This window comes from Celeribacter ethanolicus (genome assembly GCF_002407265.1).
In the GTDB taxonomy this organism is placed as follows: domain Bacteria; phylum Pseudomonadota; class Alphaproteobacteria; order Rhodobacterales; family Rhodobacteraceae; genus Celeribacter; species Celeribacter ethanolicus.
In genome coordinates this window covers 2,641,584-2,662,822 of the sequence record NZ_CP022196.1, presented here as the reverse complement: position 1 = coordinate 2,662,822, position 21,239 = coordinate 2,641,584, and the positions used below count along the sequence as shown (strand labels likewise).

21 protein-coding genes and 1 tRNA gene are annotated in these 21,239 nt (G+C 57.4%); 10 read left to right on the top strand and 12 right to left on the bottom strand.

Features of this window, described 5'->3' with window-relative positions:
* Positions 1-129: 129 nt before the first annotated feature.
* The 3 genes from CEW89_RS13100 (at position 130) to CEW89_RS13090 (ending at position 5,028) form a co-directional block, all read left to right on the top strand.
* Positions 130-993, top strand: a complete 864-nt coding sequence (locus CEW89_RS13100) for a hypothetical protein (RefSeq protein ID WP_096806176.1) — start codon at positions 130-132, stop codon at positions 991-993.
* 586 nt (positions 994-1,579) lie between these two features.
* Entirely contained in the window at positions 1,580-3,970 is a 2,391-nt protein-coding gene (ligD, locus tag CEW89_RS13095) for a non-homologous end-joining DNA ligase LigD (protein WP_096806175.1), read from the top strand.
* 161 nt (positions 3,971-4,131) lie between these two features.
* Positions 4,132-5,028: an IS1595 family transposase gene (locus tag CEW89_RS13090; protein WP_096806174.1), complete on the top strand. Its 897-nt coding sequence runs from the start codon at positions 4,132-4,134 to the stop codon at positions 5,026-5,028.
* On the opposite strand, the gene CEW89_RS20835 is transcribed toward CEW89_RS13090, so the two are convergent.
* The 7 genes from CEW89_RS20835 to CEW89_RS13060 form a co-directional block, all read right to left on the bottom strand.
* Positions 4,961-5,224, bottom strand: a complete 264-nt coding sequence (locus CEW89_RS20835; protein WP_157779847.1) for a hypothetical protein — start codon at positions 5,222-5,224, stop codon at positions 4,961-4,963. The two genes, CEW89_RS13090 and CEW89_RS20835, sit on opposite strands and share 68 nt — an antisense overlap.
* Before the next feature lie 118 nt (positions 5,225-5,342).
* Positions 5,343-5,840, bottom strand: coding sequence for a hypothetical protein (locus CEW89_RS13085; RefSeq protein WP_096806173.1), 498 nt, complete (start codon positions 5,838-5,840; stop codon positions 5,343-5,345).
* A 284-nt stretch (positions 5,841-6,124) separates the two neighbouring features.
* Entirely contained in the window at positions 6,125-6,895 is a 771-nt protein-coding gene (locus tag CEW89_RS13080; protein ID WP_096806172.1) for a hypothetical protein, read from the bottom strand.
* Between the two features lie 298 nt (positions 6,896-7,193).
* A tRNA-Thr gene (locus CEW89_RS13075) sits at positions 7,194-7,269 on the bottom strand.
* Positions 7,270-7,477: 208 nt separating this feature from the next.
* The gene (locus tag CEW89_RS13070; RefSeq protein ID WP_096806171.1) at positions 7,478-8,968 is read right to left on the bottom strand and encodes a heme biosynthesis protein HemY; all 1,491 of its coding nucleotides are present in this window, start codon (positions 8,966-8,968) and stop codon (positions 7,478-7,480) included.
* Between the two features lie 12 nt (positions 8,969-8,980).
* On the bottom strand, positions 8,981-10,171 hold the full coding sequence (locus CEW89_RS13065) for a COG4223 family protein (protein ID WP_096806170.1): 1,191 nt from the start codon (positions 10,169-10,171) through the stop codon (positions 8,981-8,983).
* Positions 10,172-10,253: 82 nt separating this feature from the next.
* Complete coding sequence (locus tag CEW89_RS13060; RefSeq protein ID WP_157779846.1) at positions 10,254-10,937, bottom strand: uroporphyrinogen-III synthase; 684 nt, start codon at positions 10,935-10,937, stop codon at positions 10,254-10,256.
* Between the two features lie 111 nt (positions 10,938-11,048).
* On the opposite strand from CEW89_RS13060, the gene CEW89_RS13055 reads away from it, so the two are divergent.
* From CEW89_RS13055 to CEW89_RS13045, 3 genes are read left to right on the top strand one after another with little or no spacing between them, the layout of a single operon-like run.
* Positions 11,049-12,017 (top strand): NAD(P)H-dependent glycerol-3-phosphate dehydrogenase, encoded by a 969-nt coding sequence (locus CEW89_RS13055; RefSeq protein ID WP_096806168.1) that lies wholly within the window; start codon positions 11,049-11,051, stop codon positions 12,015-12,017.
* 3 nt (positions 12,018-12,020) lie between these two features.
* Positions 12,021-12,293: a YciI family protein gene (locus CEW89_RS13050; RefSeq protein ID WP_096806167.1), complete on the top strand. Its 273-nt coding sequence runs from the start codon at positions 12,021-12,023 to the stop codon at positions 12,291-12,293.
* Positions 12,293-12,715 (top strand): EVE domain-containing protein, encoded by a 423-nt coding sequence (locus tag CEW89_RS13045; protein ID WP_096806166.1) that lies wholly within the window; start codon positions 12,293-12,295, stop codon positions 12,713-12,715. Before CEW89_RS13050 ends, CEW89_RS13045 begins: the two co-directional genes overlap by 1 nt.
* 290 nt (positions 12,716-13,005) lie before the next feature.
* Here CEW89_RS13045 and CEW89_RS13040 read toward each other — a convergent pair whose 3' ends face one another.
* Positions 13,006-13,347, bottom strand: a complete 342-nt coding sequence (locus tag CEW89_RS13040) for a DUF2853 family protein (protein ID WP_066703551.1) — start codon at positions 13,345-13,347, stop codon at positions 13,006-13,008.
* A 158-nt stretch (positions 13,348-13,505) separates the two neighbouring features.
* Complete coding sequence (gene ahcY / locus CEW89_RS13035) at positions 13,506-14,900, bottom strand: adenosylhomocysteinase (protein WP_096807234.1); 1,395 nt, start codon at positions 14,898-14,900, stop codon at positions 13,506-13,508.
* A 155-nt stretch (positions 14,901-15,055) separates the two neighbouring features.
* Here ahcY and CEW89_RS13030 point away from each other — a divergent pair, with 155 nt between their 5' ends.
* Positions 15,056-15,646: an HD domain-containing protein gene (locus tag CEW89_RS13030; protein WP_066703547.1), complete on the top strand. Its 591-nt coding sequence runs from the start codon at positions 15,056-15,058 to the stop codon at positions 15,644-15,646.
* On the opposite strand, the gene CEW89_RS20830 is transcribed toward CEW89_RS13030, so the two are convergent.
* Positions 15,609-15,827: a hypothetical protein gene (locus CEW89_RS20830; protein ID WP_157779845.1), complete on the bottom strand. Its 219-nt coding sequence runs from the start codon at positions 15,825-15,827 to the stop codon at positions 15,609-15,611. The genes CEW89_RS13030 and CEW89_RS20830 overlap by 38 nt on opposite strands.
* A 98-nt stretch (positions 15,828-15,925) precedes the next feature.
* On the opposite strand from CEW89_RS20830, the gene CEW89_RS13025 reads away from it, so the two are divergent.
* Positions 15,926-16,819, top strand: a complete 894-nt coding sequence (locus CEW89_RS13025; RefSeq protein ID WP_096806165.1) for a LysR family transcriptional regulator — start codon at positions 15,926-15,928, stop codon at positions 16,817-16,819.
* Here the strand turns inward: CEW89_RS13025 and CEW89_RS13020 are convergent.
* Together CEW89_RS13020 and CEW89_RS13015 are read right to left on the bottom strand one after the other, a co-directional pair.
* Entirely contained in the window at positions 16,816-17,370 is a 555-nt protein-coding gene (locus tag CEW89_RS13020) for an ActR/PrrA/RegA family redox response regulator transcription factor (protein WP_066703538.1), read from the bottom strand. The two genes, CEW89_RS13025 and CEW89_RS13020, sit on opposite strands and share 4 nt — an antisense overlap.
* Positions 17,371-17,447: 77 nt before the next feature.
* Positions 17,448-18,077, bottom strand: coding sequence for an SCO family protein (locus tag CEW89_RS13015; RefSeq protein ID WP_066703534.1), 630 nt, complete (start codon positions 18,075-18,077; stop codon positions 17,448-17,450).
* Between the two features lie 90 nt (positions 18,078-18,167).
* On the opposite strand from CEW89_RS13015, the gene regB reads away from it, so the two are divergent.
* Positions 18,168-19,562 carry a sensor histidine kinase RegB gene (gene regB, locus CEW89_RS13010; protein WP_096806164.1) on the top strand — a complete coding sequence of 465 codons (1,395 nt, stop codon included), beginning with the start codon at positions 18,168-18,170 and terminating at the stop codon, positions 19,560-19,562.
* 82 nt (positions 19,563-19,644) lie between these two features.
* A complete protein-coding gene (locus CEW89_RS13005) occupies positions 19,645-21,234 on the top strand; it encodes a PAS-domain containing protein (protein WP_096806163.1) in 1,590 nt (529 codons plus the stop codon).
* Positions 21,235-21,239 lie beyond the last annotated feature (5 nt).

Below are 21,239 nucleotides of genomic sequence, written 5' to 3'. Positions count from 1 at the left end.
TAATCTCGAAGAAAACTTAGGCTTTTAGCTTGAACCCTTACGAAGCGCTTCCTAAGTCAATGACAGGTTGACGTCCGAAGTTCTTGCCGACTTAAAGCGTTCAGAAGTCAAAAATCTACAAACTCTGCAATGATGCAGCCTCTTTGGATGCGCGTCTCTGTAATCGGCAAGGTGAAGCGCTTTTCGAAAGGCTATGTCATGTTTGTGACTTCAATCTCCTCTTCTCAAATGAAAACCGTAAAAAGCAATCTTCTTCACTTCGGAAGAGAGCTCAATATCAAGTCATCCCACCTCACAGAGGCGTTTGCCCGATCTGTAGGCTTCAATACCCAGGCTGCTTTGCTTGATGACTTGCAGCAGGCAAACGCTCCCAAGGTTGTCGAGTTTGACCAGGGACAATTCTTTGAGCGCTTGTCCGAGCTCTCGGGGGTTCCTGACGCCATGCTAAAAACTTCGCAACCTCATTGGCCTGAAACTGCCTTCACTCGTGGTGTTGGAGTGAATGACCTACGCAGTTCTTCTCAGCTGTCTGGGCGGACCAAAGAACGGCTTGAGAGGCTGTTTGAGATGATGGCAACGAAAGGTGTTGGGTTTTACCGAGCCAAAGGAAGCCGTCCTGCATATGATCCAGATGGGCTTTGGTTTGGATCCTATCGCTCCGGCGCAAGTGCAATGCGTCGGGCTTTTTTGCCGCCAATACCAGACATGTGGGACACGAGAAGTTGGACAAGTCTGTTGGCTGAGGATGCCCTCTACGACAGTAAGTTCACCTACCACGAGCTGATCGAAATCGCATGTGAAACGCATGATGCGTTTTCCAAAGATTTGGAACTGTATGACGTCGTATTCTCGGCAGTTGAGGGGCTTTATGTCAATCACGATGAGATTGAAGGATGTGCGCGATCTGTGCTTTTCCAGCGTGAGGGACAGCTCTCAGACGTGAAAGCTTCTGATCGAGATCAACGCGCAAAACCCTCAGTCAACGCGGCGTAGTCTCCATCAGGCGAAATTGGTTGAAAAGGGAGCTTCGGCCCCCTTTTCTTATTTTTGATCCACCTTTGCAAAGCATAGACTGGGCGGACGTCGCTCTCGGCCCTGAGCTGCCTTTCAGTCCCTGGCCGATCGCCGCGGTGCAGCTTCACCAGACCGGCCATTCGTGCATCGCGCAGCATTTTTCGTGGCTGAAGGTCGGCAGTGCGGACGGAGCTGCCGTTCGTTTTGGTTGCACCGCCTTGCGGCACGTCACAATGTGCGAACAAAATTGAAAGAAATCATTTCGCTCGGAACAGCCATGCCCACTAAAGAAACGAAATATTTTGATGAACCTCACTTTCGATTGTTGCGGTTATGCGCGAACAGTCGGCGCACAATCACTCCCCCATTCACCGTAATACTCGCGACCTGCTCACCACAAAAGAAGTTGCTACCATCACCGGATTTAGCACTTCGTTTTTTGAGAAAGGCCGTGTCTATGGGTATGGCCCAGACTTCTTGAAGATTCGCGGCAAAGTTCTTTACCGCGCAATTGCAGTAGACGACTGGATTACTGCTCACGAATGCACTCCGCAAGGAGGCGCAGATGTCTAAATTCCACAAAGTAACTCCGGAAAACATAGCTCTAATAGAAGCTATCGCAAAACTCGGTAACCCGAAGGCGCATGCGGTCTTCAAGCCAAAAGGAAAACCAAAATACCGCCCCCGGGAGACTGTTATCACTTCAGATATTATCAATGACCACCTCACAGATAAGCAGCCCATTGGCTGCTACTTTGTCATTGGAGATCAAACGCGAGTCGCCGTCATCGATTTTGATGACCACGATAAGACCATGGATTGGGAGGAGATGCGCAAAACCGCTCAACCCATCGTGGGCAAGCTGAAAGATATAGGGCTGAAACCCTTTTGTTGCGTTTCCGGCGGCGGTGCAGGCCTTCACATCTGGTTGTTCTTTGAGCAGCCGCAACCGGCAAAGATTGTGAAAGACTTTCTCCGCCAGTTTCTTGAAACGTGCGGCCTTCGCTATGGAACGAAGGGCGTCCGAGACCATGAGGTCGAAGTATTCCCGAAGAATAACAGTGTCGGCTCGGGCAGTCTCGGAAACCTCGTCGCTCTCCCTTTTGCACGGGCTTCCATGCCGCTGAACGATCAACTGCACCCTATCGCGTGGAACGACTTTGCTCCGCCCAATATCGAAGAACTCTACAATCCGAACGTCTCTGATATTTTCGATCCCCCTACTTTGAAACCGAAAAAATCAAGACCGCTATCGGACCACACTACAAAGAGTGCGATCTTGAGTGAGGTGTTGCCGGGCGATGAGAATGAGGTTCGGGAAGCACTCATGTTTATTGATGCAGATGACTATGACACTTGGGTGACCATCGGCATGGCTATCAAGAATAGCCTCGGTGCAGGCGCATTTAGCCTGTACGATGATTGGTCCAAGAAGTCTGCGAAGTATGAAGGTCGCGAAGAAACTAGCGAGAAGTGGGAAAGCTTCGAGCCTAACGGCAGCCTGACGATTGGCACCGTCTTCAAACACGCACAGGATTGTGGCTGGGACGGACCGAAGAATTCCATCGTCCGTGAAATGAATAACCGTTTTGGTATTCTTACCTATGGCTCCACAACCCGAATTATTCAGAAAGACACTACAAGCACAGAAGTTTTGCCGTTGCTCGGGAAAGGTGCATTTGAGGACAGATTAGCGCCTGAGAAATTTCCCGTGACAGATGACAACGGCAATACGACATGGCGGAGCAAATCCCGGTACTGGATGCAGCATCCTTATGCCGCTCATTATCACGAGGTGATTTTCGACCCCTCTCTGCCGCGCGGGCACAACGGGTTTCGCTGGAATATGTGGCGTGGCTTTGCGATGGAACCTGCCCCCGGCGACTGGGACAAACTTAAGGAACATATCTTCACCAACATTTGCGGCGGGAACACAGACTACTATAATTGGATTCTGAACTGGATGGCGCTGGGCGTGCAAAAGCCCGCCTTGCCTATCGGAACAGCTCCTGTGCTGCGTGGTCTCCCAGGTACAGGCAAAGGCATTCTTGCGAATGCCTACGGGCACCTTTGGAAACCGCATTTTGTGTCGATCACAAAGGACGATCACGTGCGAGGCCGCTTCAACCAACACCTCGAAGGAAGACGCTTCGTCTATATCGATGAGGCTATGTTCGGAGGGGACCGTAAGAATGCCGGAGTGATCAAAACCATGCTGACCGAACCGCAGATCATGATCGAGCGAAAGGGTGTCGATCCGATCTGGCTCGATAATCACATGATTTTCATGATTACCTCGAATGAGCGATCAGTAGTGCCCGCTGATATCGGGGACCGTCGGTGGCAGGTGTTCGAAGTGTCCGACAAGCACCGAGAGGACAAGCCCTACTTCTCGGCGATCATGAAGCAGATGAGAGCGGGTGGGTATGAGGCCATGCTTCATGAGCTGCTTGGGCGGGACATTTCCATCGGGCCGGACCCGCGAAAAACGATCAGGACGCCGGAGCTGTTCGACCAGATCATTCAGGCTCAGGGTCCGGTGGAGAAATACATCTACCAGATTCTTGATTCTGGATGCCTGCCTCAGTCGGAGGCCCCCGGCAACGGTCCCGGCATCACGACGATTGCGGCCATGTACTCGGAAATGAAACGCTCTCAGCCGGGGGCGGAGTACGTCCACGAAACTCTGTTCGGTCGGGATCTTGGTAAGATCTTTGCAAACCTCAAGAAGATCCAAAGCGGAAAATTCATCACGGGGTATAGCCAGCAGCGAGAGCCGATTGTTGTTCGCTCGATGCGATACCAGTTCCCAGCCTTGCGCGTGTGCCGGAAGATGTTCGAAGACTATATCGGGCAACCTATCCCGTGGCAGGATGAGGCACAGGACTGGCAGGGCGACGTCGATCCACCGCACGACTACAGCGGCTTCGATGATGGGGATGAGACACCGTTTTGATATAGGTGATATAGGCAAAAGGGGCAGCTTCTACGCTGCCCTTTTTTACTGTCTTCAAGCTGGCGCAAAAATTGCCCATACACCCTATACACCGTATACAATCCATTCTTTTTGGGGCGTATCCCCTTGACGCAAGTAATCCGTGACCCTATATTGAGGTCATGGAACAGAAAAGCAAATCCGCCACCCCCGATTTCAGCGTCCGCGAGTTCTTCAAGCGCTTCCCGGATGATGAAGCCTGCCTTGAGCACATCTTCAACGTCCGCTTTGGCGAAAAGCACGTGTGCCGGTCTTGTGGTGTTGAGAGCACCTTTCATCGTATGAGCAACCGCCGGGCGTGGGCCTGTGCAGCCTGTGGTGATCATGTTTACCCGACCGCTGGCACCATCTTCCAAGATACCCGCACACCGCTCCAGATATGGTTCTATGCGATCTACCTGTTTGTCACGACGCGCCATGGCGTGAGCGGCAAAGAGCTCCAGCGCCAGCTAGGTGTGACCTACAAGACCGCATGGCGGATTGGCCATAAAATCCGTGAGCAAATGGACAAGCACGATCTGAAAGCTATGCTGCAAGGCCATGTTGAGATTGACGAAGCCTATGTAGGTGGAAAACGCCCCGGCAAGCGTGGTCGCGGTGCCGCTGGCAAAACCATCGTCATGGGCTTCAAAGAGCGTGGTGGGCGTCTTGTGACCGAGATTATCCCTGACGTGAAACTGAAAACCCTGCGGGCCGAAACGCTTAAGACCGTTGAAGCGGGTTCGACCGTATCGACTGACGAACTCTACAGCTATCGCTTACTGAAAGAGCACGGCTATTCGCACGTTGCCGTAAAGCATGGGGCGAAAGAGTGGGCCGTGTATGATGCCGACACCGACACGCTGCACCATACGAACCACGTTGAAAGTTTCTGGCGTCATTTCAAGCATTCGATCCGCGGCACTCACGTTTCGATCAGCCAAAAGCACATGCGCCGGTATCTGGACGAATTCACTTTCCGTGCGAACCATCGCGGGGAAGCGAACCTGATGTTTGATCGTCTTGTGGCGGCGTTTTAATCACTTTCGCGGCGTTTTCATCGAACTCCGCCGCGCTGATAGGGCCAACGCCCCTCGCTTCTTCTTGAGCGATAAACTCTTCTAATTGACCGGTTTTTTGCGCTTCTGACAGAGATAACATGCTGGCTTCTCTCCAAGATTCTTGACTTGCTTTCCATTGTAGCATAGAAAAGTTGGCAGGCGAACGGGTGGCCATGGCCACCCGCTCTTGGTCCCCCAACGGGGCTGCACATCACAGGCGCTTCGAAGTCATCCTGTGATCTGGAGGTCGGTTAATGGTTCCATAGAACCACCCCCGATCAAGTCCCCGGCAACTAGCCGTGCCGGGTCGGCCCTGTCGGGTCAGGAAAGAGAGCCGAAGGGAGGCCCGAGCGTGACCCTTCGACATGAATTGAGGAAGTTACAGATTCCCCGGTTTCTGAGCCGCCCAGGGGCGGCTCATTCTCTTTGGCGGAGTGCTTTGAGAGCCGCCAAACCTTAGTTGATGGATCAAGCGTCAAAACATCGTCAGACTTTGCGCGAGACAATTGTGACGACATGCTTGCCTGCGGAATATCAACGTCAAATTTCTCCCTGACCCACTCTATTACCTTGTCTGAGGTTCCACCTTCTGGCCTCTCGTCAAGAATCGCAACAATCATGTCGCGATGCGTCATGCGGCCAGATGGGACGCGATCCGCAACAGGAGATGGCCCGCCGTCAATGGCAGATTTAGCGGCACGGAGTTCACGCAACTCATCATTCAGCGCCTTGATTTGCGCTTTAACCTCGCCTTCGCGGTTCGCGATAAAATCTCTGAGCGTTTGCGACATAACGAATCGGCTCCAGTTTCCTGAAACCGTTATGCCTTGATTGACGAAAGACGTCAAGCGCAAGCGGTCCGGTTGACTGGAGTCAATCAAGCCGGAACATTCATGAAACTTGCCTAAAGGGGATACACCCCTTCTTTTTTTACTCTCCCTCCCAAAAAGGTCGGAGGCGGAGGACACGCGCACAGTGTTACAAAGGCGAGAAGTTGAAGGTGCCTTGCGCCCGCCCGCCCAGCGCCCCCAGCAGGGCCGCAGAGGCCCCACGCCGGGCCGGGGCAGGGTTGGGCCTAACCCTGTACCTCAAGCGCCTGTGTGCGCCAGCTCTGGGTCTCGGGGTAGTACTCTATTGTTCCGTGGAAATCGCCCCGGATTATCGCGCCGAAGCCGTTCTGAGCATCGAACGAGCCCACGACCTGAAAAATGCAGTTGCCCAAGTATCCTGTCCCGGTCCCATACCGGCCCGGAAACTTCGCTGTCGAAGGTGCGCGCAGCCGATTTTTGACGTCCGACTGTATCATGACATAGGCCAAGCTGACGCTCGCCTTGGAACAGGCATCAAGGCGCTGAGCCTCAGCCTCGGCGGCACGGTGTTCCACCTCCTGCGCATAGGCGTCCGGGTCAATCTCTTGCAAGGCCGCAAACCAGCGCTCCTCGTCGATCTCACGCAGCTCTGTCAGGTAGGACACCGGGTCTGTTTCACGCAGTTCTGCAAGATGGGCCTCACGCTCCTGATCGAAAACGACAGCACCAGACATCACAAAAAAGCCGGACAGCAGCACGAACAGCAGGGCTTTGCTCCGCCTCCGAAAATGCGGCAAGCCCCTGCCCGTGATCAGCGTAAACATCGCAATAAGAAACAGCGCCGTCGCCACGAGTGTCTGGGCGCTGGCGTTCGTCCCTTGCAGGAGGTGCAGGGCATAACCCACAAGGGCGAGTTCAATCAGAACGACTTGGAAGTGAACATAGCGGCGAAGGATCGACGGCGTTGCGTCTGGTGATGGTTCAGTCTTATGACTTTTGGGGTTCATAATGGCTCCTCGACTAACGAAATCGGCCACCAGAGTTTCCTCTGGCAGCCGGGGAGTTCGTAAGCCGCACGAAGACGACCGCCATGGCCTTTAGGCAAGCCCTGGACATACGCCATAGCCTCCCCGACCATAGAGGTTCGAGGAGGTGCATTACGGTCTGCACCGACCGCTCCGTGTGGGTTACGACGCCCCGGGATCGGCTCTTTTTGCCAATCCTGAGCGTAGCCTAGCGGGAAGCCTGAGAAATCGAAAGCGCAAACGTCACCCTGCCGACTTGCGGAAGGTGCTGAAATTGATGCTAAATTCGTGGGTGGTTAGGAAAGAAGGATGGTGCCGCTGAAGGGACTCGAACCCCCGACCCCATCATTACGAATGACGTGCTCTACCAGCTGAGCTACAGCGGCATCCTTCTTTCGTACGGCCCTACTATGGCCCTACTAGTTACTTAGCGCCGCTTGTAAGCGACTGGTTTTGCGCGTCATTTGCGGGCGGACCCGCTACTTACGAATGACGTGCTCTACCAGCTGAGCTACACCGGCACTTTCCTATGCCGGAAGACGGCGCTTCCTGCGTGAACGGGTCTTTACCACCCTCTTTCAAAGGTGTGTAGCCCTAATTTTCAACCTTGGCTTTTTCCTCCGGCTCGGGCGGGGTCACATCGACCATGGAAGGCCTGTCGACCACACCCTCCTCGACGGTTTCCACCTCTTCGATCTCCGGCTCCGGCGCGGCGCCCACAATCATCGGAAGCATCTCCGTACCCGCAGGCATCGCCACTTCGGAATGCGTCGGTTTGCGCCAGCTCAGCGTGTCGAACCCGCCGCAATTCTCGCAGACCGGGGCCCATTGCGCATGGATAGTCTGGCATTTGTCACAGACCCATTGCGGCCCGCGCGGTGCGGTCAGCGCCCGGGTCAGCCAGCCGCGAACCACGACATCGTCGGAGCCTTCGCCACGCTCGATCGCCGCCAGAATCGTCAGGCTTCGCGCCGTCGGATTGATCTCCGCCAGATCGCCCAGTGCACGCCGCGCCGCCGGAAAATCCTCTGCCGCAATGTAAAGCTCAGCCAGAAGCATCCTGGTTTCCGGGTCCTCGGGATGCACCTTGGTCAGGGCACTGAAGCGTTTGAGGCGTTGCTCCGGGGTTTCCTTCGGTTCGATACGGGCAAAAGCCGCTGCGAGATCGGGGTGCGGCTGGGCCTCCCATGCCTTTTTGAGCACCCGCGCTGCCTGCCGCCCCTTGCCCTCCGCGACATATTCGTCGGAGGCCATGACCGCCGCCGGGATCAGGTCCGGCGATTTCTTGTTGGCCTCGATCGCGGCTTCCCGCGCCTCGATGCTCGCACCTTTCTCGAACACGCCCTTCGCCTGCGACAGCGCCAGAACCGCATCGCGACGCTTGTGAACATCGCGCGGGATCGCACCGTGTTTCAGCTTGGCCGACAGCGTGCCACGCGCGGCGGACCAATCGCCTTTTTCGGCCTGAAGGCGCAACAGAATGTCCTGCGTTTCCTCATGCTTGGGTTTCAGCGCGAAAGCTTTCTCGGCCAGTTTCAGCGCCGTATCCGTGTCGCCCTCTTCGAGCTTTTGCTTCATGATGCCCTGAACGCCGACAAACCGGGTGCGCTCATCGGCCACGAGCTGTTTGAAGGCCCGTTCGGCGGTCAGCTTGTCGCCATTCATCATCGCCGCCTGCGCTTTCAAAAGATTGGTCAGCTCAGGTTTCTGAAGGTATTTCTCCGCCTTCGTCGCCTTGGCCAAGGCCTGCCGACCATCGCCGGACGCCAGCGCCATCAAACCGTCGGTCACCGCCTCGATGCCCTTTTTCTCGCGGTTGCGGTCGAAATAGCGCGAGATCGCGGTTTCGTCGCCGAGCAGGAATTTCAGCACCGCCACAAGAAGACCAAGCAATTTCAAGGCCACATAAATCGCGACCACCAGAGCGATCAGTGCCAGAACGGCCTTGAGCGGCGTCAGGCTGATCTCGACCGAGCCGAACGCGATTTGCGCACCGCCGTCCATATCCATGAGAGCCATGCCGCCATAGGCAAGTGCGGCGACGATCAGGACAAAAAGAACGATTTTGACGAGGGACCAGAGCATGTTGAACCTACCTTACTGACCAAGAATTTCATCGAGGGCAGTCATCGCATCCACCCGTTTTTGCGCCTCTGCGATCCAGAGCTGCATCTCCGCCTTGCCTGCCTCCGGCAGGGCCTCAAGCGTCGCAATTGCCTTTGCAAACAGCCCGTTACGCACCGATTGTTCGGCCCGCGACAGGATCGCATCCGCGTCGCCGCCTTCTTTCGGCTTGGTCGACCGCAATCCGATCTGCGTGCGCAGAACCGTCTGGAACCAGCTTTCCTCCCCGGCCTCATAGGCCGCACGCGACGCCGCAACCAGCGCCTTGCGCGCCGCTTCGGCATAGCCTTCCTGCAATTGCGTCACGCTCGGAATGCCGGTCTGCGCCGCGTCTTTCAACGCCTGTGGCAGATTGCCGCCGACATCCGTCAATGCCTCCGCAAAGGGTTCTCCGGCATCGACCAGCGTTTGCAGACGCGCCTTGGCCGTGGCCGCACGCGCCGCGGTTTCTTCGGCGACGGCCTTGTCCTTGGCGTCTTCGAGGCGGGCGATTTCACTGTTGAGCAAGTCCTGCATCTGCGCCAACTGGCGCTCATAAGCCGTCGTCGCTTCCGGAGAGACAATGGCCTCCGCCACCGGGCGGGCTTCGATCTCCGTCACCCGATCCTCGAACCCTTTGATCCGATCCGACAGCGCCGCAATCTCGGCTCCCTTGTCTATTTCGGAACCCATTTCGGAGAGTTTCTGCTCAAATGTCGTGTCCAACGCCTCCAGCGCCGCAGCCTGCGTTTTCGCTTGCGCCGCGCTGGTGCTTTGCATCTCGGCCAGTTGCGCTTTCAGAACGGTGATCTCCTGCGCAAGCTCCTCGGTATTGGTGCCGGGAAAGGGCCAGCCATCGGGTTTCACGAAATTCGCTGCGCCATAACCCAGAGCGACACAGATCACACCGCCCAGCAGCATCGGCACAAAGCCACCGCGTTTGACCACCGTTGGGGCAGGGGCCGGTTCGACCTTTCCCTCTTCCACGACGGGCTCGGGTTCAACAGGCCCCGCTTCGGGCGACTCGAAGCTTTCCTCCGTCTCGGCCTCTTCGTCCTTCACCTCGGGCGCCTCTTCCCCCGACGGGGCGTCGGTTGCATCCTCATCGACGGCAACCTCTTGATCCTGAACCTCGTTTTCGTCGTTTTTCACGGCGTCCAGCGGGGTTTCTTTATCACCTGGCATGAGACTAACCTTTCGATTCCAGAACCAATTTTATGATCGCACTGGAAACTTAGACCCTGAGGCCTGCACCCTCAAGTCGCGATCAGGACAGCTTTGATGCAATTACACGTTTCATTGTTTCACCATCGGGGTGGTCCGCAACACAAATGGTCTTTGGCACCGGACCGGACCATGCCTCCCGACAGGCTTCGGAAATCGCAACAAGCGTCAATTCTCCGGCATAGCCGACAAGATTTTCCGACAAAATCTGCGCCGAGCGCGGCGAATAGAGCGGCACGACAAGCTGCGGTTCCGCGAAAATCCGGCGCTGCTCGTCCGCTGTCCAACGCCGGGCGATCTGATCGTACACCATGCGCTCTTGCGTCTCTAATCCAGCCAATGTGAGCCTTTCGGCCACGTGACCACGGGTATGACGGCCATGAAGATGCAACGCTCGCAGCCCTTTTCGACCCGTCAAGCCATGCACCAGATCATCAGCGGTCGGATAGGTTGCCTGAACCGTCAAACCTGCCGCCGCGGCTTTGCGGGCCGTGGCAGCCCCGACGCAGACCACCGGCAGATTCTCACAACTCAGCGCCGTCGTGATCGCATGTTGCGAGCTGATCAGCACAAGATCGACAGGTTCAGAGGGTGGTTCAAAGGGCAGGGGACGGATTTCCAGCACTGGCGCCAGGATCACGGAAATGCCCGGCACAAGCCCCCGCACCTCCTCCGCCAGTCGTTCGGCGTCGTCCAGCGGGCGTGTGATCAGGAGCGGTACGGGCAAAATCGGTCTCGGGATTGTCTGGTGTCTCTCCCGGTGATACCTCCCAAAGAGCGGTTAAACAATCTTGCAGAACCGCGCAGCCGCAAGGCAACCACAGGGGAGTGACAAATCGTGCGTGAGATTTCCATCCTCGGCGCGGGCGCGTTCGGAACCGCGCTGGCCATTTCACTGGCGCGCTCCGGTCGCAAGATTACGCTTTGGGCGCGGTCTGACGAGGCGGTATCCGCCATGCAAAACGTGCGTGAGAATCTTCTCCGCCTGCCTGGCAAAGCCTTTCCCGAAAACCTCGCCGCGACGTCCGATCTCGCCGATGCGTGCACCGCACCGATCCTTTTGCTCGCCGTTCCGATGCAGCAACTCGCCGGTTTTTGTGAAGCAAACAAGACCCTGATCCAGCACAAAACGCTTGTATGTTGCTGCAAAGGTGTCGATCTCAAATCCGAACGCGGGCCTCTCGCGGTGCTCGAAGACACGCTGCCGGAGGCCGAAATCGCCATTCTCTCTGGCCCGTCTTTTGCCGTCGACATTGCCGACGGGCTGCCCACGGCACTGACCCTGGCCGGGCGCCGGCAGGACACCGTGGACCGGCTGCAAGCCCTGCTCACCACAGAGAACATCCGGCTTTATTCCAGCCTCGATCCCCTCGGTGTCGAATTCGGCGGCGCGCTCAAAAATGTCATTGCCATCGCCTGTGGCCTCGCCATCGGAGCGGGTCTTGGAGAAAGTGCCCGCGCCGCCCTGATGACCCGTGGCTTTGCCGAGATGCAGCGCCTGGCGTTGCGGCTCGGTGCCGACCCTGCGACACTATCAGGCCTGTCGGGTTTTGGCGATCTGGTGCTGACCTGCACCTCAGAGAAGTCGCGGAACTATTCGCACGGACTGAAACTCGGGTCCGGTGCCACCATCGACCCGACTGTGACGGTCGAGGGGGTCGCAACGGCGCAGGCGGTTGCGCGTTTGTCTCAGGGCGTCGGTATTGATATGCCGATCACGACGGCCGTGACACAGATCCTGAACGGCCAGATATCCATATCCGAGGCGGCGGAGGTCCTGCTCGCCCGCCCATTGAAAAGGGAGTAATCCATGAAATACGCGGTCATTTCCACTGACAAGCCCGGCGGGCTGCAAATCCGGCTCGACACCCGTCCGGACCATGTCGAATATCTGAAAACCTGTGGCGTGGTCGAGCGCGCCGGGCCGTTTCTCGATGCCGAAGGCAACATGTGCGGCTCTCTCGTGATCATCGAGGTCGAAGACCTCCAGGCAGCAAAAGACTGGGCCGCAAACGATCCCTATGCCAAGGCAGGGCTGTTCACCGATGTGCGCATCGAAGCGTGGAAACAGGTGATCGGCTGATGGCACACTGGCTTTTCAAATCCGAAGCGGAGGTCTGGTCCTGGGATCAGCAGGTTGCCAAAGGCGAGGTTGGCGAGGAATGGGACGGCGTGCGTAACTATCAGGCACGCAACAACATGCGGGCGATGAAACTTGGCGAGCGCGGCTTCTTTTACCATTCGCGCAAGGAAACCGAGATTGTCGGCATCGTCGAGGTCTGCGCCGAAGCGCACCCGGACAGCAAGGCAGGTGATCCGCGCTGGGAATGCGTGGACATCAAGGCCGTCCGACCGTTCACAAAACCGGTGACACTGGCCATGTGCAAGGAAGACCCGCGGCTCAAGGATATGGTTCTGGTGAACAACAGCCGCCTGTCGGTTCAGCCGGTCACGGAGGAAGAGTGGAACATTGTCTGTGAACTCGGTGAAACCGATCCGTCCTGAACAGACACATCCTGGTCTGATGATGTCATGAAAAAGGAGGGTTCCGACCCCCCGGAACCCTCCACCACCCCACGTGCTCCCAAGCACCACACGTGTTCGAATTTCAAGGGTCCGGGCCGTCCTGGCTCCGTGCTTTCAACCTAGGATCTTTGCCGGTTCCGTGCAAATCCGAAGTAATTCAGGTTGAAAATGAATCCGAAACTTCTGCTTAACGCGTCACGCCCGGAAGCGGGCAAGAAACAACAAAGCCGCCCCCATGGGAGCGGCCCAGTTTCTATATCCCAGCGCGATCAGGCGTAAACGGCTTCTTTGCCGAAGTGCTTGACCAGCAGGTAGTAAAACACCGCGCGGTATTTGTTGCGCTCCGACTGACCATAGGTCTCGATCGCCGCGTTGATCCCATCCATCAGTTCAGGTCCGTCTGCGAGGCCGAGTTTCTTGATGAGGAAGTTGTTTTTGACGGTCTCAAGTTCGCTGTCCTGAGACGCCGCCACGGTGGAGGCATCGTCGTTGTAGATCGCCGGACCACAGCCGATGGTCACTTTCGTCAAAAGATCCATATCCGGCTCCATGCCGCATTTGGATTTCAGATCTTCGGCATATTTTGCGATCAGGTCGTCACGTTTTCCCATAGTCGGTCTCCCACCATCAAAGAGTTTCAGGCTCATTACAAAAGCCATTTCAGGCTCGGGGTGAGCCTAGTGGCAAGCCCACACGATACAAAGGGAAAACTTTCATGAAAAAGGCCCCCTCGTAGCGTCACGAGAGGGCCTAATTACCTATCATCGCCTCAGTAGCGGTAATGTTCCGGTTTGAACGGACCTTCCTGGGTCACACCGATGTAATCCGCCTGTTCCTTCGACAATTGCGTCAGTTTCACGCCGATCCGCTCGAGATGCAGACGTGCCACTTTCTCGTCGAGGTGCTTCGGCAGAATGTAGACGTCATTCTCGTAGCTGTCGCCATTGGTCCAAAGCTCGATCTGGGCCAGCACCTGATTGGTGAAGGAGGCGGACATCACGAAGGACGGGTGACCAGTGGCGTTGCCGAGGTTCAACAGACGCCCTTCGGAGAGAAGGATGATCTTGTTGCCCGAGGGCATTTCGATCATGTCCACCTGATCCTTGATATTGGTCCATTTGTGGTTCTTGAGCGCAGCGACCTGAATTTCATTGTCGAAATGGCCGATATTGCCGACGATCGCCATGTTCTTCATCTCGCGCATATGCTCGATGCGGATGATGTCCTTGTTGCCGGTGGTGGTGATGAAGATGTCGGCGTCTTTCACCACATCTTCGAGCAGCACGACCTCGAACCCGTCCATCGCCGCCTGAAGCGCACAGATCGGATCGACCTCGGTCACTTTCACACGAGCACCGGCACCGCGCAGCGAAGCCGCGGAGCCTTTGCCCACATCGCCATAGCCGCAGACCACGGCCACTTTCCCAGCCATCATCACATCGGTTGCGCGGCGGATGCCGTCGACGAGCGATTCCTTGCAGCCGTACTTGTTGTCGAATTTCGATTTGGTGACCGAGTCGTTCACGTTGATCGCGGGGAAGGGCAGGAGGCCTTTTTTCACCAGCTCGTAGAGACGGTGCACGCCTGTCGTGGTCTCTTCGGACACGCCTTTGATCGCATCCCGCTGTTTCGTGAACCAACCGGGGCTGTCTTTCAGGCGCTTCTTGATCTGGTTGAACAGTGCGACTTCCTCCTCGGAGGTCGGCACTTCGATCAGGTCGGTTTCACCGGCTTCGACACGGGCCCCCAGAAGTATGTACAGCGTCGCATCACCACCGTCGTCGAGGATCAGGTTGCAGGTACCCTCCTCGAACATGAAGATCTTGTCGGCATAATCCCAATATTCCTCAAGAGTTTCGCCCTTGATCGCAAAGACCGGAATGCCCGCCGCCGCAATCGCCGCCGCTGCGTGATCCTGCGTCGAGAAAATGTTGCACGAGGCCCAGCGCACATCCGCGCCCAGCGCCACCAGCGTCTCGATCAGGACCGCGGTCTGGATTGTCATGTGCAGGGAACCGGCGATGCGCGCGCCCTTGAGCGGCTTGCTTTCGCCATATTCCGCGCGCAGGGCCATCAGCCCCGGCATTTCGGTTTCGGCGATGTCGAGCTCCTTGCGCCCGAACTCGGCGAGAGAGATGTCTTTGACAATATAATCGGTGCCCATCGGTGGCTCCTGCTTGAACATGAGGTTTGGAGGCTGGTTAGCAGCTTGGTCCCTTCCTTACAACGCAGACCCATTGATTTAAGGTTAAGCCGCGAAAAATCGTGGAAACCCGGAGGGCACAGGGATACCTAAACCCTGAGACAGGAGAGGGTGACATGGCTCAGACGCGCGCATGGCAAAGGATGCTGTCGGGACGCAGACTCGATCTGCTCGACCCGACGCCGATGGATATAGAGATCGAGGACATTGCTCATGGGCTGGCCTTCGTCGCCCGTTGGAATGGTCAGACACGGGGCGATTACGCCTATTCCGTCGCCGAACATTCCATTCTGGTCGAAGAGATTTTTCGTCGCCTCTACCCGAAGGAACCGGTGAAATGGCAGCTCGCCGCACTTTTGCACGATGCGCCGGAATATGTGATCGGCGATATGATTTCGCCGGTGAAGGCCGCCATCGGTCCGGATTACGGCGCTCTGGACGAACGGCTGACCGCTGCGATCCATATCCGGTTTGGTTTGCCCGCGAAAATCCCGGCGACGATCAAGAAGAAGATCAAGAAAGCGGACAAGATTTCCGCCTGGTTAGAGGCCACTCAGATCGGCGGATTTTCAGAAGCGGAAAGCAACAAGTTTTTTGGCCGGATGGACCCGGATCTGGTCCGAGACCTGCGCATTCATCTTCGCCCACCGGTCGAGACACGCAAGGCGTTTACGCAGCGGCATGCGGAGCTGATGGCTGCGCTTTAACCTCACGATCCGTCGCAAAACGGCCGAGTTTTCCGGGAAACGCCAGAAATTTCTGAACCCATGCGGCGCGGGCGGCTTTGCCTGTCATCCGCTTACGCGCCAGAATCTCGCGGCGATGTTGCACCTCCGGGGAGGTCATATCCGGCCCGCGCATCATCTGATTGGCGATTATCTGTAACATTGGTTTACTCCCGAAAAGCTTGATATTGGCTTCATCTACTACCTATGATGAAATTGATCCACTCAGGGATTTTTCCAAACTGTAAATAAAAATTACATATGTCCGACATCGACTGGCGCCATATGCCTTCGCTCTCCACCCTGCGCGCGTTTGAGGCGACCGCGCGCCTCGGCTCGTTTACCGCCGCGGGCAGGGCGCTGAACGTCACCCATGCCGCGATCACGCAGCAGGTGCGCGCGCTGGAAAAAGACCTTGGGCTGACACTGTTGCAACGTGAGGGCAGGGGGATGGCGCTCACCGAGACCGGGCGACAATTGGCCGAGGCGCTTTCCGATGGGTTTGCCACGATTTCCGACGGGATTGCACAGGCGCGCAACGGCCCGAGATCGCGCGGTCTTCGCGTGACCTGTACGCCCGCGCTGTCCTATGCTTTCATCATCCCGCGCCTTGGGCAATTCTGGGACGATCACCCTGACATTCCCGTCTCTCTGACGCCTTCGGGCTCGGTCGACGATCTGAAACGGCGGCAATTCGATTTGGGCATTCGCACCGGAAGCGGCAATTGGCCCGGTGTCGATGTCGAACCTCTTTGGAGCACGCGGATCATTCTGGTCGCCAGCCCGATCCTGATTGGCAAACACGGGGGCGATATCGCGAAATTGCCGCTGCAAAACATGCCGTGGATCAGATCTCGGGCACAAATGGACGACATTGAACTGATGCGGAAATGCGGTGTGGACGGCAGCAAAGCCTCGGCGATTTACATCGAAGGCCAATCGGAAAGCGTGCAAGCCGTGGTGCGTGGCGTCGGGATGACGTTTGTGTCGGAAATCGCCGTCAGCGACGATCTGAAAAGCGGGGGGCTGGTCCGCTTGCCCTACGATCTCGGACAGGACTTCACCTATTTCGCCGCCACGCCAAAAGGGGTGGAGCGCGCCTCCACCCGGCTCTTTATCGACTGGCTGAAAACGCTCGCGCCCGAAGCGACTTAGCGCGGGGAGCGTTTCGCCAGAATACGTTGAAGCGTGCGGCGGTGCATGTTGAGGCGGCGCGCGGTTTCCGAGACATTTCGGTCGCAAAGCTCATAAACCCGCTGGATATGCTCCCAACGCACACGATCCGCAGACATCGGGTTTTCCGGCGGCGGAGGAAGCTCGTCGCTTGTGGCCAAAAGCGCATGCACGATGTCATTGGCATCGGCAGGTTTCGAAAGATAATCCGTCGCGCCGATTTTCACGGCGGCCACGGCGGTGGCAATGGCACCATAGCCGGTCAGAACGACGATCCGGCTGTCCGGGCGTTTTTCGCGCAGAACCTCGACCACATCGAGACCATTGCCGTCCTCAAGCCGCAGATCGACCACCGCATAGGCCGGCGGGCGCGCTGTGGCAATCGCCCGACCCGCGGCGACGGAACCGGCCATCTCGACATCGAAACCGCGTTTTTCCATCGCACGCGCAAGGCGGCGCAGGAACGGTTCGTCGTCATCGACCAAGAGAAGCGACTTGTCTTCGCCCAGTTCCACAATCTCGTCCGCGTCCATCTCGGACCCTCCCGCCATCGGCATAAATCTGATAAATTCAGATAGGTTTTAGAACGAGTCTAAGGGAGGGTCAATTTTTACCCTGCGGCGTCTATGAAACAAGCCACCCGATCCGCCATCTGCTCGGCCGTATCCTCGCGTTTAAAGAAGTCGACAAAGCCGATCTCCGGGAACACCAGATAGGCGAAAGTGGAGTGATCGACGAGGTAATATTCCGGATCGCCGTCTTCCTGTTTCTTGTAATAGGTCTTGTAGGCCATGGAGGCGGCCTTGACCTGCTCCGGCGTGCCGGTGAGGCCAATCATGTTGTCATGGAAGAGTGAGGTGAATTCCTTGACCACCTCCGGCGTGTCGCGTTCCGGGTCGATGGAGATGAAGGCGGCCTGTGCGTCATAACCGCGCTCGTCGAGGATTCGCAAAGCATCGGCGTTGCGCATATTGTCGAGCGGGCAGACATCCGGACAGAAGGTATAGCCGAAATAGAGGATCGTCGGCTTGGTGAAGACATCCTTGTCGGTCACGGTCACGCCGTCTTCATTCACCAATTCGAAAGGTCCGCCAATCGCGGCGGCTCCACCGCCCACAGATGACACGCGACACTGGGCAAAGGGATCGTCAGCAGCAGGACGTGTGGCGTACCAGACGGTTGCGCCGATCCCAACAGCCACAAGGGCAACGGCTGCAATGGCAATGGATTTCGTGGACATCTTTCTCTCCTCTCGTTGCTGCGCATTGATCGGGAGAAACACAGGCACTAACAAGGGTTTTAATGACGCAGCTGGATAAAAATCACGTCAATGACTGAAAACGGAAACGGTCTCTTCACCGGTGAGCGGCGCTCCGACTGGGTGCGCTTGCGGACCTTGGTCGCCGTGCGCTGGATCGCCATCGCCGGTCAGATCGGCACGATTCTCATCGCCATGCTCGCGCTCGGCCTGCGCTTCGACCACGGGGCTTTCGCTCTGGTGATCGGCGCTTCGATCATCCTCAACATCGTGTCGAGCTTCATCTACCCGGAAAACACCCGGCTGAGCGAGCGCGGGGCGACGCTGATGCTGCTGTTCGACATCCTGCAACTGTCGGCGCTTTTGTATTTCTCCGGCGGGCTGAACAATCCGTTCTCCATGCTCATCCTCGCGCCGGTGACGATTTCCGCCTCCGCCCTGCGTCCGAAATCCTCAATCCTCACCGGCGCCGTCGCCATCGCTTTGGTCAGTGTCCTCGCGCTCTATTACGTGCCCTTGCAGACCGGCGAAGGCGACATCCTGACCGTGCCGGGACTGTTTTTGTTCGGCACATGGGCGGGGATTGTCATCGGCGTGGTGTTTCTCGGCGTGTTTTCCTGGAAAGTCGCCTCGGAAATCCACACCATGTCGGAGGCGCTTCTGGCCACCCAGATGGCGCTCACTCGCGAACAGAAACTGACTGACATCGGCGGCGTCGTGGCCGCCGCCGCGCATGAGCTGGGCACGCCTCTTGCAACGATCAAACTTGTGTCGAGTGAGCTGGTTGACGATCTCGAAGGCCAGGAGGAGTTGCGCGACGACGCCCGGCTGATCAACGAACAAGCGGATCGGTGTCGCGACATTCTGCATTCTATGGGGCAGGCGGGGAAAGACGATCTGCACATGCGCTTCGCCCCGCTGCAAGCCGTGGTCGAGGAAGCCGCCCAACCCCACATGGCGCGCGGCAAATCTGTCACCTTGGATATTCTCGGTGCCGAAGACGACAGCGCGCAGCCCTATGTCTATCGGCGACCGGAGATCATTCACGGGTTGCGCAACCTCGTTCAGAACGCCGTTGATTTCTGCGAGACGACGGTTTGGGTCGACATCGCATGGAGCGCCGACGACATTCGCCTTCGGATCATCGACGACGGCGCCGGCTTCCCTGCCTCCGTGATTGGGCGGATCGGCGATCCCTTCATGCATGGGCGGCGCGCGGATAAGGAATTTGAAAAACGACCCGGTTATAAAGGCATGGGTTTGGGTCTTTTCATTGCCAAAACCTTGCTCGAACGGACAGGTGCGGAAATCGGTTTTTCCAACGGTTCAGACCCGCACGATTTGCATCTGCACGCCGGGCGCAGATCCGGCGCGATTGTCGAATTGACCTGGAGACGGGCGGTGATCAGCGTCCCTGAAGGGGAACAAAACAAGGCCTTGGGCGAAAATACGCTCCTGACACCGTGAACAAGACGCGTTTTAACCACGCGTTAACCATCATTACCGACACTGTGCGCGTCGCTTATGCGCTGTGTCTGATGGGAATCACATGTCACCGAATGCCCTGTTTACCTTTTTTTCTCTGGTTGTCGGCAGCCTCGGCATCGCCTTTCTCGTGCTTTACGGTCTGGCCTGGATCGGGGCGCGCAAGGAACGCGTGGACGCCATCACACTGGCCTCGCAGGACAACGATATCGTCTTTCTCTTCGACGACGAGAAACTGGTGAACGCCACGCCCTCCGCGCAAAGCGTCCTTGCCGCCGCGGCGGATGTCGGCTCAGACTGGTCACGGCTTTTGTCCGTGATGATATCGAAATTTCCGACCCTACAATACGAAATCGCCGAACTGGCCGACCGTGGCAACATGGCGCTCGAATCCCGGGATGGCAGTGCGGTTCTCAAGTGCGAATGGCGCAACGGTCTGGCCCGGCTCACCCTGTTCGACCGGGAAACCGAACAGGCGCATATCGACATGGACCGCCATTCCCTCATGGCCATGGAACAGGAACTGGAAACGCTCCGCGCCACGACGGAGAATGTGCCGTTTCCGGTCTGGCGCGAGGTCGAAGACGGCACGATCAGCTGGGCCAACAGTGCCTATATAGCCCTTGCCGACAGCCTCTCTGACACAGGCGAAACGACAAGTTGGCCGCCCGCAGCCCTGTTCGACACCAAACTGCTGGCACAAGCCGTGCCGAATGAGTCGCGTCGCCTGAATTTAAAGGACAGGAACGGTGAGCCGCATTGGTTCGACATCCATCGTTTCACCATTGGCTGCGACTCGCTTTACGCGGCAAGCTCCGCCGATCGCACGGTCAAGGCCGAGGAAACTCTGCGCGAATTCACCCAGACCCTGACCAAGACGTTTTCGCATCTCACCATCGGTCTGGCCGTATTCGACCGCAACCGGCGTCTGGCCCTATTCAATCCGGCCTTGACCGATCTCACCGCTCTACCCGCCGAATTCCTGATCACGCGTCCCGCGCTTACCTCTTTTCTCGACCGCCTGCGCGACAATCAGATGATGCCGGAACCCAAGGATTACAAATCCTGGCGTCAGGAAATGGCCGCGCTTGAAAATGCCGCCGAGGATGGAACCTACGAAGAGGTCTGGACACTGCCGGGCGGCATGACCTACCGGATTTCCGGTCGTCCGCATCCCGACGGCGCCATCGCCTTTTTGTTCGAGGACATTTCTGCCGAAATGTCGCTCACCCGCCGCTTCCGGGCCGAGATCGAAACCGGTCAGGCCGTGCTCGACAGCCTGTCGGAGGCGATTGCCGTGTTTTCCGGCGAAGGCATGTTGGTCATGGCCAATAGCGCCTACACAAGCCTCTGGGGGCTCGATCCGCTCGAAGGCATCGCCGAAACCAGCATCACCGATGCCACACGCGTCTGGCACGCCAAATGTGCCCCCTCCCCACTTTGGGGCGACATTCGCGACTTCGTCAGCCAAACCGGGGAACGCAGCGATTGGATCGGCCAGACCCGGCTCTGGGATGGGCGTCGGCTGAATTGCCGTTTTGTCCCTTTGCCGTCCGGGCAAACACTTGTAGGTTTCACCCCCGAGGCGCGCGCCAGCACCCTGCGCCCGGCGTTGCGACCACAGGCCAGCGGTACGCATTTCGTCAAGATGTAAGCCAC

Bases quoted from the DNA above. Each gene is read 5' to 3' on its own strand.
- CEW89_RS13100 (WP_096806176.1), top strand. From the start codon at position 130: ATGATGCAGCCTCTTTGGATGCGCGTCTCTGTAATCGGCAAGGTGAAG.
- ligD (WP_096806175.1), top strand. From the start codon at position 1,580: ATGTCTAAATTCCACAAAGTAACTCCGGAAAACATAGCTCTAATAGAA.
- CEW89_RS13090 (WP_096806174.1), top strand. From the start codon at position 4,132: ATGGAACAGAAAAGCAAATCCGCCACCCCCGATTTCAGCGTCCGCGAG.
- CEW89_RS20835 (WP_157779847.1), bottom strand. From the start codon at position 5,224: ATGGCCACCCGTTCGCCTGCCAACTTTTCTATGCTACAATGGAAAGCA.
- CEW89_RS13085 (WP_096806173.1), bottom strand. From the start codon at position 5,840: ATGTCGCAAACGCTCAGAGATTTTATCGCGAACCGCGAAGGCGAGGTT.
- CEW89_RS13070 (WP_096806171.1), bottom strand. From the start codon at position 8,968: ATGCTCTGGTCCCTCGTCAAAATCGTTCTTTTTGTCCTGATCGTCGCC.
- CEW89_RS13065 (WP_096806170.1), bottom strand. From the start codon at position 10,171: ATGCCAGGTGATAAAGAAACCCCGCTGGACGCCGTGAAAAACGACGAA.
- CEW89_RS13050 (WP_096806167.1), top strand. From the start codon at position 12,021: ATGAAATACGCGGTCATTTCCACTGACAAGCCCGGCGGGCTGCAAATC.
- CEW89_RS13045 (WP_096806166.1), top strand. From the start codon at position 12,293: ATGGCACACTGGCTTTTCAAATCCGAAGCGGAGGTCTGGTCCTGGGAT.
- CEW89_RS13040 (WP_066703551.1), bottom strand. From the start codon at position 13,347: ATGGGAAAACGTGACGACCTGATCGCAAAATATGCCGAAGATCTGAAA.
- ahcY (WP_096807234.1), bottom strand. From the start codon at position 14,900: ATGGGCACCGATTATATTGTCAAAGACATCTCTCTCGCCGAGTTCGGG.
- CEW89_RS13030 (WP_066703547.1), top strand. From the start codon at position 15,056: ATGGCTCAGACGCGCGCATGGCAAAGGATGCTGTCGGGACGCAGACTC.
- CEW89_RS20830 (WP_157779845.1), bottom strand. From the start codon at position 15,827: ATGTTACAGATAATCGCCAATCAGATGATGCGCGGGCCGGATATGACC.
- CEW89_RS13025 (WP_096806165.1), top strand. From the start codon at position 15,926: ATGTCCGACATCGACTGGCGCCATATGCCTTCGCTCTCCACCCTGCGC.
- CEW89_RS13020 (WP_066703538.1), bottom strand. From the start codon at position 17,370: ATGGACGCGGACGAGATTGTGGAACTGGGCGAAGACAAGTCGCTTCTC.
- CEW89_RS13015 (WP_066703534.1), bottom strand. From the start codon at position 18,077: ATGTCCACGAAATCCATTGCCATTGCAGCCGTTGCCCTTGTGGCTGTT.
- regB (WP_096806164.1), top strand. From the start codon at position 18,168: ATGACTGAAAACGGAAACGGTCTCTTCACCGGTGAGCGGCGCTCCGAC.
- CEW89_RS13005 (WP_096806163.1), top strand. From the start codon at position 19,645: ATGTCACCGAATGCCCTGTTTACCTTTTTTTCTCTGGTTGTCGGCAGC.